Below are 13,519 nucleotides of genomic sequence, written 5' to 3' on the forward strand. Positions count from 1 at the left end.
TAAGGAGATGCGGCCAGAAATGCGCACGACCTTAAGGAGATGCGGCCTGAACCCGGATCCACCGTCCGGGTTCTCGTGACGGCGTGATTCACGATTTTCGGGTGGTCGCGTGTGAGGGCGTGAGGTAGTCGCCGGTCTGTCCGGCTCTTCCACTGCAGGTCCTTGGTCGTGCCCCGGCGGGGCTGGTGGTCAGTTCCTCGCGGTGCCTGGTGGTGCGCAGGTGGCGGCGAACAGGACTTCCCAGGCGTACTGCCAGGGCCAGCCCTCGGGCAGATGCAGGCGCAGGCGGCGGGCGGAGCGGGCCAGCCGGGCCGGGACGCTGATCAGTTGGTCGCGGATGGTGGCGGTGGTGGCCTTGGCGTGGAAGAGGGAGGCCAGGGCCCCGGCGGCGCGGGTGAGGTTGAACGCGATCGCGGCCAGCACCAGCCAGGCACTGTTCGCCGCGAACGAGCCAGAGGGTGCGTGGGCCAGGGGACCGGAGCGCAGGTCGGCGTGGACCTGCTCGATGATGGCGTGGGCGCGGTGCGCGACCTCCGCGTCGAGCATGGGCAGCGGGGTGTCGGTGAACACGCCGTGGTGGCGGTAGGTGGGGAACAGCTCGCCTTGCCCGGCGGGCACGCTGGTGGGGTTGAGGCGCTTGACGCGGCGCACGATCAGCCGGGCGGTGATGTGCTCACTCTTGCGGCGGGAGGTGAACGCGGTGAAGGGAATCTCGGCGACCTCGGCGTCAGAAACCAGACGCTGTTCGTCCTCGTCCCAGATCGCGTTGGGGTAGCGGATCGGGACCCACGATTCCTCGCTGATGGTCGAGATCGCCGCTGTGACAGCTGTGTTCATCCGGGCGGTGACGGAGAACCTGGCACCGGACCGGTGGGCGGCGGCGGCCACGTCGTGGCCGTAATAGGCGGAGTCGGCGCGCACGATCAGCTCGCCGGTCGCGCCGGCGGCGCGGCTGGTGGCCAGTGCGTCGGCGACGAACTTGCCCGCGCCGCGGGCGGAGTTGGTGTTGCCCTTGCGCAGTCGGGTGCCCACGATGACCGGCGCGGCCAGCGGGGTGGACAGGGTGGCGATCAACGCGTTGACGCCCTTGACGTGGTTGTAGCCGTAGCCGACGCCTTGCTTGGCGTAGCCGTGGGTGGCCTTGATCGTGTCGTCGACGTCCAGGTAGGCGATTCGGTGCGCGCCGGGCAGGACCGGAGACTGTTTGGTCAGGCCGGTCAGGAACCGGGAGGCGATCGCGTCCAGCTGCCGCACGTGCCCGAAGGTGAAGGTGCGCAAGAACGTGCCCAGCGTGGAGGGAGCGCGTACCCCGGTGAACAGGCGGTCCATCCCGCCGTGGCGCAGCAGGTCCATGTCATCGATGGAGTCCGCGCCGGCGACCATCCCCGCGACCAGGGCGGGGATCTTCAGGTGCGCGTTGGCGCTGCCGTCCCCCTCGAGTGTCAGGTGCTTGGTGACCAGCCGGGCCAGGCCGGCGCGCTGGGCCAGCGCCATGGTCGGGGCCAGCCCGGCGCAGGAGACCAGGTTCGGGTCATCGAAAACGGCGGTGAGGTTGTGAGAGGATTGCATCTACCGGATGCCCCTTCTTTGCTTGGTGAACTGGAACTGTCGTAAGTCCCAATTCTCCTCGCTCGCAGGGGCATTCGCATGTTCCGACCCGCACAACTGCCTACGTCATCGACACCTCATCGGTGGATCCGGGCTGAACTGTGCACGACCTCAAGGAGATGCGGCCAGAAATGCGCACGACCTTAAGGAGATGCGGCCTGAACTGTGCACGACCTTAAGGAGATGTGGCCCGGAATGCGCACGACCTTAAGGAGATGCGGCCCGGAATGCGCACGACCTTAGGGAGATGCGGCCTGGAATGCGCACGACCTCAAGGAGATGCGGCCAGAAATGCGCACGACCTCAAGGAGATGCGGAAGGGGGGAGGAGTGGCCGGGCGGGTACCGTCTGGCCGGTGAGCATCCCCGCCCCGCCACCGGTCCCCGCGCGCCCGACCCTGCGGATCGGGGTCGTCGGAGCCGGCCGCGTCGGCGCCGTCCTCGGCGCGGCCCTGCGCTCCACCGGCCACGAGGTCGTCGCGGTCTCTGCCGTCTCCGAGGAGTCGCGCGAGCGCGCCGAGCTGCTCCTGCCGGGCGTGCCGGTGCTGCCCGTCCCCGAGGTGGTCCGGTCCGCCCAGCTCGTCATCCTCGCCGTCCCCGACGACGCCCTGACTGACCTCGTCGCGGGACTGCACGCGACGGGCACCTGGGTGACCGGGCAGCTCGTGGCCCACACCTCGGGCAGGCACGGGCTGGCCCCCTTCGCCCCGGTGGCCGACCGGCTGCTCCCGATGGCCATCCACCCCGCCATGACCTTCACCGGGACCAGCCTCGACCTGCACCGGCTCACCGAGTGCTGCTTCGGCATCACCACCCCGCAGGAGCTGCGCCCGGTCGCCGAGGCGCTCGTCGTCGAGATGGGCGGTGAGCCCGTCTGGGTGCCCGAGGAGTCGCGTGGTCGCTACCACGCCGCCCTGGCCCACGGGAGCAACCACCTGGTCACACTCGTCGCCCAGGCGATGGAGATCCTGCGCTCGGCCGGCATCGAGCCCGCGGACCGCGTCCTGCGCCCGCTGCTCCAGGCGAGTCTGGACAACGCGCTCTCCTCCGGCGACGGCGCGCTCACCGGTCCCGTCGCACGGGGTGACGCGGGTACCGTGGCCGCGCACCTGAGTGAGCTGTCCACCCTCTCGGAGGACATCGCCCCCGCCTACCGGGCGCAGGCGCGGGCGACCGCGCTGCGCGCCACGCGCAGCGGCCGGCTGCGCGAGGATGCTGCCCAGACCATCCTGACCACCCTCGACGAGGAGACCCGATGACCGCCGCCCCCGTCGTCGCCCGTACACGCGACGAGCTGGCCACCGCCCGCGCCGCCCTCACCGGCGGCGACACCGCGGTCGTCATGACGATGGGCGCCCTTCACGAGGGGCACGCCCGGCTCATCCGCACGGCCCGCGAGCGGGCCGAGCACGTCATCGTGACGATCTTCCTCAACCCGCTCCAGTTCGGGCCCAAGGAGGACCTGTCGCGCTACCCGCGCACCTTCGACTCCGACCTGGCGATCTGCACCCGCGAAGGGGTCGACCTCGTCTTCGCCCCGACCCCCGACGTCATCTACCCCGACGGCGACCCCGGCGTGCGCATCTCCGCGGGACCGCTCGGCGACGTCCTCGAGGGGCAGTCCCGGCCGGGCCACTTCGACGGGATGCTCACCGTCGTCGGCAAGCTCATGCACCTGACGGGCGGTGACCTCTTCTACTACGGGCAGAAGGACGCCCAGCAGCTGCTGCTCATCCGCAGGATGGCGCGCGACATCGACTTCCCCGCCAGCGTCGTGGCCGTGCCGACGGTCCGCGAGGAGGACGGGCTGGCCCTCAGCAGTCGCAACATGTACCTCTCCGACAGCGACCGGCAGACCGCGCTCTCGCTCTCCCGCGCGCTGCAGGCCGGAGCGGCCCGGGCCGAGGAGGGACCCTCGGCCATCCGTCGCGCTGCCCGAGAGGTGCTCATCGAGGAGCCCCTCGCGCTCGTCGACTACCTCGTGCTCGTCCATCCGACGACGCTGGACCACGTACCCGAGTGGTACAAGGGCGAGGCCCTGCTCGCGGTCGCGGCCAAGGTCGGCACCACCCGCCTCATCGACAACACGCCCGTGCTCGTCGGCCCCGGTGGGGGAGCGCGGGAGGTCTTCTCGGACAGCCCCGAGGCGGCGCCGCGCGGGTGAGTCGCGAGGTTCTGAGAGACTGAGCCTCGGTCATCCGCCGATCAGAAGGACACTCCCCGTGCAGCGCTTCATGCTCCACAGCAAGATCCACCGGGCCACGGTCACGCAGGCCGACCTGCACTATGTCGGGTCGCTCACCATCGACATGGACCTCATGGACGCTGCCGGGATGCTCCCCGGCCAGCAGGTCGACGTGGTCGACGTGGACAACGGCAGCCGGTTGACCACCTATGCCATCGAGGGCGAGCGCGGCACCGGCATCGTGTGCATCAACGGTGCGGCCGCCCGGCTCGTCTCGCCCGGCGACATCGTCATCATCATCGCCTACGCCGCGATGGACGATCAGGAGGCGCGGACCTTCGAGCCCAATGTCGTCTTCGTCGACGGGGACAACACGATCGTCGAGCAGTACCACGACCCCGGTGACGTGCCCGAGGGCTACGGGCTGAAGACCTCGGCCGTCACCCACCGTGAGCACCCGGAGGGCGCAGCAGGTGCATGATCCCGCGCCGGTCGTCCTGCCGCGGTACCTGACCTCCCCGTCACCGGGGTGGACCACCCGTGCGGACGTCCTCGTCGTCGGGTCCGGCATCGCGGGACTGACCTGCGCGTTGCGACTGCGCGAGCACGTCGACCGGGTCCTCCTGGTCACCAAGACCGAGCTGTCTGCCGGCTCGACCCGGTGGGCGCAGGGCGGCATCGCCGCGGCGCTCGCCCCCGAGGACTCGCCCGAGGAGCACCTCGACGACACCCTCGTCGCGGGCGTCGGGCTGTGCGACGAGTTGGCCGTCGAGGTGCTCGTCACCGAGGGTCCGGCCCGGGTGCGCGAGCTCATCGGGCTCGGGGCGCGGTTCGACACCGACGCGGCCGGCGAGATCACCCTCACCCGGGAGGGCGGGCACCACCGCGACCGCATCGCCCACGCGGGCGGCGACGCGACCGGCGCCGAGATCTCGCGGGCCCTCATCGCCCAGCTCGAGGCGGTGCGCGCCGACCCGGGCATCGAGATCATCGAGCACGCGCTGGTCCTCGACCTGCTCACCACTGCCGACGGGACCGTCGGGGGAGCCACCGTGCACGTCATCGGTGAGGGCGAGATCGACGGCATCGGGGCCGCCCACGCCCGTGCCGTCGTGCTGGCGACCGGTGGCCTGGGTCAGATCTACTCCGCGACGACCAACCCACCCGTCGCCACCGGTGACGGGATGGCCGCTGCCCTGCGGGCGGGGGCCACGCTCGCGGACCTCGAGTTCGTCCAGTTCCACCCCACGGTCATGCACCTGGGCGAGGGCGCGACGGGTCAGCAGCCGTTGGTCTCCGAGGCGGTGCGGGGTGAGGGCGCCGTGCTCGTCGACGAGGCGGGTGAGGCCTTCATGACCGGCGTGCACCCGATGGCCGATCTCGCGCCGCGCGACGTGGTCGCGCGGGCCATCCTCGAGCGCATGGAGACGACCGGCACCGACCACGTCTACCTCGATGCGCGTCACCTCGGCGGCGACTTCCTCGAGCAGCGCTTCCCGACGATCGTCGCGCGCTGCCGCGAGCTCGGGATCGACCCGGCGACCCAGCCGATCCCCGTCGCCCCGGCGCAGCACTACGCCTCCGGCGGGGTGCGCACCGACCTGCGGGGCCGGACCAACCTCCCCGGGCTCTACGCGTGCGGTGAGACGTCGTGCACCGGGGTCCACGGCGCCAACCGGCTCGCGAGCAACTCGCTGCTCGAAGGCCTCGTCTTCGCCCACCGCATCGCCGATGACCTCACCCAGCGGCTCGCGGCCGGTGAGCTGCCCGCCGTCGACCTGCACTCCCCCATGGCAATGCAGGACGAAGGGAGTCACGGCCTCCTCGACGCCCGTCACCGCACCGAGGTGCAGCGCACGATGACGCGGGGGGTGGGTCCGCTCCGCTCCGCCGAGTCCACCAGCGGCGCGCTCGCCGACCTGGCCACCCTGGCCGCGCTGCCCCCGGGCACGGCCGAGCCCGGTCCGCTCTCGTGGGAGACGACCAACCTGCTCCACCTCGGTCAGGCGCTGGCCACGGCCGCTCACCTGCGCGAGGAGACCCGCGGTGGGCACGTACGCCGCGACCACCCCGAGCACGACGACACGGGCTGGGCCGCCCACCTGCTGCACGTTCGTGACCCCGACGACGGCGAGCTCGCCGTCATCAAGCTCGACGTCGACCTCGCCTGGCCCGAGGCCGACGACGACGCCGACGAGGACCCGCTGGAGGGGACGCAGTGACCACGCTCGACTTCCCGCTCGACGACGCCCGCCGGCTCGTCGACATCGCGCTCGACGAGGACCTCGGACCCGACGCGCTCGACGTCACGAGCACCTCGACGATCCCCGCCGACCAGGCCGCGACCGGGCACGTCGTCGCCCGAGAGGCCGGGGTCCTCGCCGGTGCGCCGGTCATCGCCCTCGTGCTGGAAGGGGTCGCCACGAGGACCGGGGGGATCCCCCCTTCGCTCGAGGTGCGGATCGCGGACGGCACCCGACTGGTCCCCGGGGACGTCATCGCGGTGCTCGACGGACCGGCCCAGCAGGTGCTCATGGCCGAGCGGACCCTGCTCAACGTCATGTCGCGGCTCTCCGGCGTGGCCACCCACACGCGCCGCTGGGCCGACGCGCTCGAGGGGACCGGCTGCACCGTCCTCGACACCCGCAAGACGACGCCGGCGCTGCGCGCGCTCGAGAAGTACGCCGTGCGGGCCGGCGGCGGGACCAACAAGCGGATGGGCCTCTTCGACGTCGCGATGGTCAAGGACAACCACGTGCTCGCCGCCGGGGGAGTGGGCGCCGCCTACACCGCCATCCGCGCGCGGTACCCCGACATCACCGTCGAGGTCGAGGTCGAGACGACCGAGCAGGCGCTCGAGGCGCTCGAGGCCGGCTCCCGGTTCCTCATGTGCGACAACATGTCCACCGACCTGCTGCGCGCGACCGTGGCCGCCGCGCGGGCGTGGGCGGGCGAGCGGGGCGAGGGGGTCGAGATCGAGGCGACGGGTGGACTGACCCTCGACGTCGCCGCCGAGTACGGAGCGACCGGCATCGACTACATGAGCGTCGGCGCGCTGACGCACTCCTCGCCGATCATCGACCTCGCCCTCGACCTCGCATGAGCCTGCTGAGCGTCACGGGCCTGGCCAAGGGCTTCGGTGGGCGCCCGGTGCTCCAGGGTCTCGACCTCGAGGTCGCCGCCGGTGAGGTCGTGGCCCTCGTCGGCCCCAACGGCGTCGGCAAGTCCACCGCGCTGCGGTGCATCGTGGGGGCCGACACCCCCGACGAAGGGGAGGTCCTCCTCGGCGAGCACCGGCTCGACACCCGCCAACCGCAGACCCGGCGGGCCGTATGCGCCGTGCTGGGCGACCTCGGCATCCTGCCCGACCTCACGGTCGCGGAGCACCTCGACCTGCTCGCCCGTGGGCATGCCGTGGAGGACCCCGCAGCGATCGTCGCGGGAGCGCTCGACGAGGCGCAGATCGAGCACGTCTGCGACCAGCTGCCGGGGACCCTGTCGTCCGGGCAGGCGCAGCGCTTCGCGCTCGCGACCGCGATGGTGCGGCCGTGGACGCTGCTCCTGGCCGACGAGCCGGAGCAGCGTCTCGACGACGCAGGTCGAGGGTGGCTCGGTGACTGGCTGGCCGGCCATGCCGCCGCCGGTCGAGCCGTGCTCGTCGCCTGCCACGACCCGGAGGTGGTGCGGCGCAGCGGTGCCCGCATCGTGACCCTCGAGGGTGATGTCTGAGGTGAGCGCCGAGCCGCTCACCGGTGACCGGCAGGCCGCGCGGGAGGTGCTGCGCACCCGCCGCCGCGCGACGCACGCGCCCAGCGCGCTGCAGGTCCTCCAGGACTGGTACGTGGGCCTCTTCATCGCCGCGACCCTGCTCACGATGCTCTTCGCCGCCACCGGGCCGGCCATCCTGCGCCCCGACTGCGACACCGCGGTCTGCCTCGGCACCGGAGGCCATGACGTCGTGGCGCTCGTCGCGGCGATGCTCGGTCTGCTCGCGGCCGTCGTCGGGCTGCGCGCCGTCGGGCCGGTGTCCGCGGACCCGGGGCAGATGAGCTGGCTGCTGTCGACACCGGCGGACCGGGGCCTGCTGCTGCGCGGCCGGGTCCTGCGCGTGCTGCTCGTGGCCGCGGTGGCCGGCGCCGCCTGGGGTGTCCTCATCGGCTTCTCCCTCGCCAGCGGGTCCGGTGCGGCGACTGATCCCGTCGTCTCCGTCGTCGGGTGCGCGGTGGTCGGGCTGCTCGCCTGCCTCGTGATCGTGCCGCTGACGCTGCGCCGGCAGGGCGGGTCCTTCGGGCTGTCGTCCGCCGCGCGCGCCGTCCCCGACGTCGAGCTGGGCAGGGCCGGTCAGGTCGTGCAGGCGGTCACGGCCGCGACGCTCATGCTCGACACCGTCGCCCTGGAGGTGCTGGCCGCCCGTCGGCGCCTCGCCCGCCGTGGGAGGTACGCGAGCCGTCCCGGTGCCGGGGGCCCCCTGCCGAGCATGCTCGTCCACGAGGTCCACGCCCTCACCCGCCGCTCCCGGCAGCTCCTCACCGCACTGCTGTCGTGCGTGGGTGCGCTCGTCGTGGGTCTCCTCCTCGGGCGCCTCGCCGGAGCAGTGGTCGCCGCGCTCGTCGTCTTCGCCGTCGCCCGCACCAGCGCCGGAGGGCTGTCGACGTGGCTGACCACCCCCGGCCTTCGTCGTGCCCTGCCGGAGCACCCGGCGGCTGTCGCTGCGGTCCTGGCGGTACCCCCCTTCGTCATGGCGGTCATCGGGGCGCTCGTCGCGGTGGGTGCCCTCGGTCTGCCGTGGTGGGCCCCGGTGGCCTTCGCCCTCGCCGCGATGGCCGGCGCGATGCGTTCCTGCGACCCGCCGCCCGAGCTCGGGGCCGCCCTCGCCACTCCTGCCGGAGCCGTCCACGTCGGGCTGGTCCAGCGTCTCGTCCTCGGGCCGGACATCGTGCTCGCGGGCGCCGCGGTGGTGCTCATCGGCGCAGCTGTCGACCAGGGGCCGCTCGCACTGCTCACCTGCGCCGGCCTCGCGGCCTGGCAGCTCCTGCGTCCACGGGACTGACGGGCGAGCATCGACCGGCCCCCGCACCGCGCCCGTGGTGAGCGCGACAGCGTGCGGATTCGGGGGTTGAGGGGCGCGCGGATATCGTGGTGCCCCGTGAGCGACCACCCCACCGATACCCCCGTCGACGACGAGCTGCCCGAGCAGATGCGCATCCGTCGCGCCAAGCGAGACCGCCTGCTCGCCGACGGCAAGGAGGCCTACCCGGTCACGGTGGGCCGTACCCACTCCCTCGCCGAGGTCACCGAGAGCTGGCAGCACCTCGAGACCGGCGAGGAGACCCAGGACGTCGTCACCGTCGCCGGCCGGGTGATGTTCGTGCGCAACACGGGCAAGCTCGCCTTCGCTGCCCTCCAGGAGGGCGTCGGGACCAGGCTGCAGGTGATGCTCTCCCTCGCCGAGGTCGGCGAGGAGTCCCTCGCGCAGTGGAAGGCCGACGTCGACCTGGGCGACCACGTCGCGGTCACCGGTCGGGTCATCCGCTCCCGCCGCGGTGAGCTCTCCGTCATGGCGACCGCCTGGACCATGGCGTCCAAGGCACTGCGCCCCCTGCCGGTCCTGCACAAGGAGCTGTCGGAGGAGGCACGCGTGCGTCAGCGCTACGCCGACCTCGTCGTGCGCCAGGAGGCGCGCGACATGGTGCGCCTGCGCGCCGGCATCGTGCGCGCGATCCGAGAGACCCTGCACGCGCGCTCCTTCATCGAGATCGAGACGCCCGTGCTGCAGCTGGTGCATGGTGGCGCCGCCGCGCGCCCCTTCGACACGCACATGAATGCCTTCGACCAGAAGATGTCGCTGCGCATCGCCTTGGAGCTGCCGCTGAAGAAGGCGGTCGTCGGGGGTGTCGACAAGGTCTACGAGATGGGTCGCCTATTCCGCAACGAAGGCGTGGATTCGACGCACTCACCCGAATTCACCTCGCTCGAGGCCTACGAGGCCTGGGGTGACCAGTTCACGATGGCCGAGCTCATCAAGGAATTGCACCTGGCCGCCGCAGAGGTTGCCGGCACCCAGATCGTGAGCACGGCAGCCGGTGAGGTCGACCTCGGTGGCGAATGGCGCTGGTTGTCCTTCTACGACGGACTGAGCCAGGCCGTCGGCGAGAATGTCGACGTCTTTACATCGGTGCAGCGTCTGCGCGAGATCGCCGACGCGAAGGGGGTCCAGCTCGACCCCGCCTGGGACGCCGGCAAGGCCGCCATGGAGCTGGTCGCCGAGCTCGTCGAGCCGACCTGCGTGCAGCCGACCTTCATCTGCGACTATCCCGCCATCGCCCAGCCGCTCGCCCGTCCGCACCGCGACAGGCCGGGGCAGATCGAGGCCTGGGACCTCTTCATCGGCGGGGTCGAGCGTGGTACCGCCTTCTCCGAGCTCATCGACCCCGTCATCCAGCGGGAGGTCCTCGAGGACCAGTCGCGGCGCGCGGCCGCGGGTGATGACGAGGCGATGGCGCTGGACGAGGACTTCCTGCGCGCCTTGGAGTTCGGTGCCCCGCCCATGGGCGGTCTGGGCCTGGGGATCGACCGGCTCATCATGCTCTTCACCAGTGTGGGCATCCGAGAGACCATTCTCTTCCCGCACCTGAAGCCGGAGGCCTGAGATGGACTTCATCAATGAATACTGGCCCTATGTGGCGGCATTGCTGCCCACGCTCGGTGTCGCCTTTCTCTTCTACTGGATCATCCGATACATGATCGAGGCCGACCGGAGTGAACGAAAGGCCCTCGCGAAGTGGAATGCAGATCACACAAAGGCCGATTCCGAGAACGCTTCTGGGGATAACTCAGGAGATTCTGCGAGTTCATGACTATTGTGGAGTCCAATCATTCACCCCACGATTGGAATTCACATGGCGCAGCGAGTCCAGATCATCCTCGAGGACGACCTTGACGGCGGCGACGCCACCGAGACCGTCACCTTCGGTCTTGATGGTGTGACCTACGAGATCGACCTCAACGACAAGAATGCCGCCGCCCTGCGCGACTCGCTCGCCGGATATGTCGGCGCGGGTCGTCGGGTCTCCGGACGCAAGAGCACCGGCACCGCATCGAGTGCCCGCTCCAGCAGCGGCGAGCTGAGCAAGATCCGTGAGTGGGCCCGCAGCAACGGCCACGACGTCTCCGACCGCGGACGCATCAGCCAGAAGGTGCGCGACGCCTACGCCAAGGCCAACGGCTGAGTCACCCACCCGTGAGCGCCGAGCTGCGCGATGTCATCACCCAGCTCGGCCGCTCTCTTGCCGTGCTGCAGGTCCGGGTCGCCGATGACGGCGACCCGGACCTCGGCATACCCCTGGCCAGGGCGCACGAGATCGCCCCGGGGTGGATCGACACCTATCGCGAGCTGACGATCGAGCAGTGGGGGACCGCCCCACCCGGCATGCCCTCCGCCTTCGTCCTGCAGTACCTCGTCGACCCGCTGGCCACGGTCATCTCCGCGGCCGCGACCCGGACCCCCTTCGCGCTGTCGGCGGACCCCTCGCTCTGGTCGATCGGCCTCGAGCCGACCTACCTCTATCCCGTCGCGGCGCAGGTGCGCGCGGGCGACCATCGACGGGTCGACGACGACATCGAGCGGCTCGACCTCGCCTACGAGGGATATCGCGCCACGGCCGACCAGATCGCGACCGCGCTGCCGTCGCCGACGAGGATGAGCTCTCGCCAGCGCCTCGGCATGGTCGAGGACATGTGGGAGATGTCCCTCGCCCGGCTGGCCGGCGCGCCACCGCCCGAGCGGCTCTCGTGCTGCCTCATCTATTCGCTGCCGGACTGCCAGCCGTGCGCGGGCTGTCCTCGCCAGACCTGACGGGGACGGGCGCGACTGGAGGGGATGCGTCAGGGGAGCAGGGGCGCGAGCAGGTCGCCGTCGCTCTCGAGCCGATCCAGCACCTGCTCGAAGTCCAGCTGGGTCAGGGCGTCCGCGTCCTGCGCGCCCGCCTCGACCTCGTCCCAGGTCCGAGGAGCGGCGACCCACGGGTCCTCACGGCCGCGCATCGAGTAGGGGCAGACCGTGGTCTTGGCCGCGACATTTTGGCTCCAGTCGATGAAGACCTTGCCCGGGCGCAGCGTCTTGGTCATCTTCCACAGCACGAGGTCGGGATGCTTCTGGGTCATCTCCTGCGCGAGCTGCTGCGCCAGGTCACGGACCTGGTCGCTCGTGAGGTCACCCCCGAGGCGGGCGTAGAGCTGCATCCCCTTGCTGCCCGACGTCACCGGGTGCAGGTCGAGCCCGAGTCCGCCGAGCCGCTCGCGCAGCAGCAGCGCGACGCGGGCGCACTCGTGCAGGCCGGCGGGCTTGCCGGGGTCGAGGTCGATGACGAGCCGGTCGGGGTTGAGCCGCTCGCCGTCCTCGACCCGCCACTGGGGCACGTGCAGCTCGATGCTGTTGAGGTTGACCAGGTAGGTCAGCTGCGCGAGGTCCTCGACGAGGGGATAGGTGACGTCGGAGATCTCGACCCTGGGCAGCCAGCTCGGCGCGCCGGAGGGCAGGTTCTTCTCGAAAAAGCTCATGTCCTCCACCCCGTGCGGGAAGCGCACCCGCGTCACGGGTCGCCCCGCCAGGTGCGCGAGCACCGTCTCGCCGGCCCGGGCGTAGTAGGAGAGGACCTCGCCCTTGGTCGTCTCGGTCGCGGGGTACATGACCTTGTCGAGCGAGGTCAGGCGCATCGTGCGCCCGGCCACCTGGACCCGGGTGGTCCTGCCCTGGGGGTCAGCCATCGCTCGTCTCCATCAGGTCGGCGGCGGTCAGGTCGGTGCGCACCCTCTGGTGGGAGGGCTGCCGCAGCCGACCGCCACCACCACGGCCCAGGCTGGCGACGTCGAGGACGACCTCTGGCTCGACCCAGATGGTCCCGACGGCGTCCTCGCGCGGCACCGGACTGACGAAGGGAGAGTCCGCTCGCTCCAGCGGACGCAGCCGCGTGAGGAGACTCGCGCCGGCACGTCCGGCGAGACCGGCGCCGACGCGACCCACGAACTCCCAGCCGCCGTCGCCCGGGCGGCCGACGAGCACGGCGCCGAGCCGGTTGCCCCCGGTCTCGGGGCGCCAGCCGCCGACGACGACCGAGAGGGTGTCGCGGTGCGGGCGCTTGAGCCAGTCGGGGGAGCGCCGTCCGGGGGAGTAGGGCGAGGAGCGTCGCTTGGAGACGATGCCCTCGAGCCCCTGCTCGGCCGTGGCGGCCAGCAGGCCCTCGCCGTCGTCATGGGTCGCAGGGACCTGCCAGCGAGGGCCCTCGAGGTCGAGCTGCTCGAGCAGGGCGCGTCGGGCCGACCACGGCTGGGCCGTCAGGTCCTGGCCGAGCAGCCGCACCACGTCGAAGACGACGAAGGTCACCGGACGGGCGACGGCGGCCCGGGCCGCCTTGCGCGCGTCGGCCACGTGCATCCGGTCGGCGAGCGCGGCGAAGGACGGGCGCCCGTCGGCGAAGGAGACCACCTCGCCGTCGAGGAGCATGTCGTCGTAGAGGTCGGCCAGCGGGACCAGCTCGGGGAAGGCGACGGTGACGTCACGGCCGGAGCGGCTCGTCAGGGTCAGGCCGCCTCCCTTCGCCTCGGCGAGGATGCGCATGCCGTCCCACTTGACCTCGTGCACCCACTCCGGCCCGGCCGGGACCGTCTCGGTGAGGGTGGCGAGCATCGGGCGCATGAGGCCAATCCTGCAACATTGGACGCCGTGGGG

At 71.5% G+C, this 13,519-nt stretch carries 14 protein-coding genes; 11 read left to right on the plus strand and 3 right to left on the minus strand.

The genetic code is table 11. From position 1 onward, the window contains the following. Nucleotides 1-189 precede the first annotated feature (189 nt). Nucleotides 190-1,569, minus strand: a complete 1,380-nt coding sequence (locus EXU32_RS01610) for an IS1380 family transposase (RefSeq protein ID WP_130628322.1) — start codon at nucleotides 1,567-1,569, stop codon at nucleotides 190-192. A 394-nt stretch (nucleotides 1,570-1,963) separates the two neighbouring features. On the opposite strand from EXU32_RS01610, the gene EXU32_RS01615 reads away from it, so the two are divergent. From EXU32_RS01615 to EXU32_RS01665, 11 genes are all read left to right on the plus strand, one after another. Continuing rightward, the gene (locus tag EXU32_RS01615) at nucleotides 1,964-2,866 is read left to right on the plus strand and encodes a Rossmann-like and DUF2520 domain-containing protein (RefSeq protein ID WP_130628323.1); all 903 of its coding nucleotides are present in this window, start codon (nucleotides 1,964-1,966) and stop codon (nucleotides 2,864-2,866) included. Then, the gene (gene panC, locus EXU32_RS01620; protein WP_130628324.1) at nucleotides 2,863-3,771 is read left to right on the plus strand and encodes a pantoate--beta-alanine ligase; all 909 of its coding nucleotides are present in this window, start codon (nucleotides 2,863-2,865) and stop codon (nucleotides 3,769-3,771) included. The genes EXU32_RS01615 and panC overlap by 4 nt, the downstream gene beginning before the upstream one ends. 58 nt (nucleotides 3,772-3,829) lie before the next feature. Then, nucleotides 3,830-4,273 carry an aspartate 1-decarboxylase gene (gene panD / locus EXU32_RS01625; RefSeq protein WP_130628325.1) on the plus strand — a complete coding sequence of 148 codons (444 nt, stop codon included), beginning with the start codon at nucleotides 3,830-3,832 and terminating at the stop codon, nucleotides 4,271-4,273. Further along, nucleotides 4,266-6,014 (plus strand): L-aspartate oxidase, encoded by a 1,749-nt coding sequence (locus EXU32_RS01630; RefSeq protein ID WP_207233859.1) that lies wholly within the window; start codon nucleotides 4,266-4,268, stop codon nucleotides 6,012-6,014. Before panD ends, EXU32_RS01630 begins: the two co-directional genes overlap by 8 nt. Next, nucleotides 6,011-6,895 carry a carboxylating nicotinate-nucleotide diphosphorylase gene (gene nadC, locus EXU32_RS01635; RefSeq protein ID WP_130628326.1) on the plus strand — a complete coding sequence of 295 codons (885 nt, stop codon included), beginning with the start codon at nucleotides 6,011-6,013 and terminating at the stop codon, nucleotides 6,893-6,895. Before EXU32_RS01630 ends, nadC begins: the two co-directional genes overlap by 4 nt. Next, on the plus strand, nucleotides 6,892-7,521 hold the full coding sequence (locus EXU32_RS01640; RefSeq protein WP_242612851.1) for an ABC transporter ATP-binding protein: 630 nt from the start codon (nucleotides 6,892-6,894) through the stop codon (nucleotides 7,519-7,521). Before nadC ends, EXU32_RS01640 begins: the two co-directional genes overlap by 4 nt. Then, nucleotides 7,514-8,842: a DUF6297 family protein gene (locus tag EXU32_RS01645; RefSeq protein WP_130628327.1), complete on the plus strand. Its 1,329-nt coding sequence runs from the start codon at nucleotides 7,514-7,516 to the stop codon at nucleotides 8,840-8,842. The genes EXU32_RS01640 and EXU32_RS01645 overlap by 8 nt, the downstream gene beginning before the upstream one ends. A 147-nt stretch (nucleotides 8,843-8,989) precedes the next feature. Beyond that, complete coding sequence (lysS, locus tag EXU32_RS01650; protein WP_130631000.1) at nucleotides 8,990-10,441, plus strand: lysine--tRNA ligase; 1,452 nt, start codon at nucleotides 8,990-8,992, stop codon at nucleotides 10,439-10,441. Nucleotide 10,442: 1 nt separating this feature from the next. Next, complete coding sequence (locus tag EXU32_RS01655; protein WP_130628328.1) at nucleotides 10,443-10,649, plus strand: lysyl-tRNA synthetase; 207 nt, start codon at nucleotides 10,443-10,445, stop codon at nucleotides 10,647-10,649. Nucleotides 10,650-10,691: 42 nt separating this feature from the next. Continuing rightward, complete coding sequence (locus tag EXU32_RS01660; protein WP_130628329.1) at nucleotides 10,692-11,021, plus strand: histone-like nucleoid-structuring protein Lsr2; 330 nt, start codon at nucleotides 10,692-10,694, stop codon at nucleotides 11,019-11,021. Between the two features lie 11 nt (nucleotides 11,022-11,032). Then, nucleotides 11,033-11,647: a (2Fe-2S)-binding protein gene (locus EXU32_RS01665; protein WP_130628330.1), complete on the plus strand. Its 615-nt coding sequence runs from the start codon at nucleotides 11,033-11,035 to the stop codon at nucleotides 11,645-11,647. A 29-nt stretch (nucleotides 11,648-11,676) separates the two neighbouring features. On the opposite strand, the gene ligD (EXU32_RS01670) is transcribed toward EXU32_RS01665, so the two are convergent. Then, the gene (ligD, locus tag EXU32_RS01670) at nucleotides 11,677-12,558 is read right to left on the minus strand and encodes a non-homologous end-joining DNA ligase (RefSeq protein ID WP_130628331.1); all 882 of its coding nucleotides are present in this window, start codon (nucleotides 12,556-12,558) and stop codon (nucleotides 11,677-11,679) included. After that, complete coding sequence (gene ligD / locus EXU32_RS01675) at nucleotides 12,551-13,486, minus strand: non-homologous end-joining DNA ligase (protein ID WP_130628332.1); 936 nt, start codon at nucleotides 13,484-13,486, stop codon at nucleotides 12,551-12,553. The genes ligD (EXU32_RS01670) and ligD (EXU32_RS01675) overlap by 8 nt, the downstream gene beginning before the upstream one ends. Nucleotides 13,487-13,519 lie beyond the last annotated feature (33 nt).

Origin of the sequence: Janibacter limosus (assembly GCF_004295485.1) — a bacterium.
In the GTDB taxonomy this organism is placed as follows: Bacteria; Actinomycetota; Actinomycetes; order Actinomycetales; family Dermatophilaceae; genus Janibacter; species Janibacter limosus_A.

What these genes read in the sequence shown, in the direction of transcription:
- EXU32_RS01610 (WP_130628322.1), bottom strand. Translation starts at nt 1,569, where the DNA reads ATGCAATCCTCTCACAACCTCACCGCCGTTTTCGATGACCCGAACCTG.
- panC (WP_130628324.1), top strand. Translation starts at nt 2,863, where the DNA reads ATGACCGCCGCCCCCGTCGTCGCCCGTACACGCGACGAGCTGGCCACC.
- EXU32_RS01645 (WP_130628327.1), top strand. Translation starts at nt 7,514, where the DNA reads ATGTCTGAGGTGAGCGCCGAGCCGCTCACCGGTGACCGGCAGGCCGCG.
- EXU32_RS01640 (WP_242612851.1), top strand. Translation starts at nt 6,892, where the DNA reads ATGAGCCTGCTGAGCGTCACGGGCCTGGCCAAGGGCTTCGGTGGGCGC.
- ligD (WP_130628331.1), bottom strand. Translation starts at nt 12,558, where the DNA reads ATGGCTGACCCCCAGGGCAGGACCACCCGGGTCCAGGTGGCCGGGCGC.
- EXU32_RS01655 (WP_130628328.1), top strand. Translation starts at nt 10,443, where the DNA reads ATGGACTTCATCAATGAATACTGGCCCTATGTGGCGGCATTGCTGCCC.
- ligD (WP_130628332.1), bottom strand. Translation starts at nt 13,486, where the DNA reads ATGCGCCCGATGCTCGCCACCCTCACCGAGACGGTCCCGGCCGGGCCG.
- lysS (WP_130631000.1), top strand. Translation starts at nt 8,990, where the DNA reads ATGCGCATCCGTCGCGCCAAGCGAGACCGCCTGCTCGCCGACGGCAAG.
- EXU32_RS01660 (WP_130628329.1), top strand. Translation starts at nt 10,692, where the DNA reads ATGGCGCAGCGAGTCCAGATCATCCTCGAGGACGACCTTGACGGCGGC.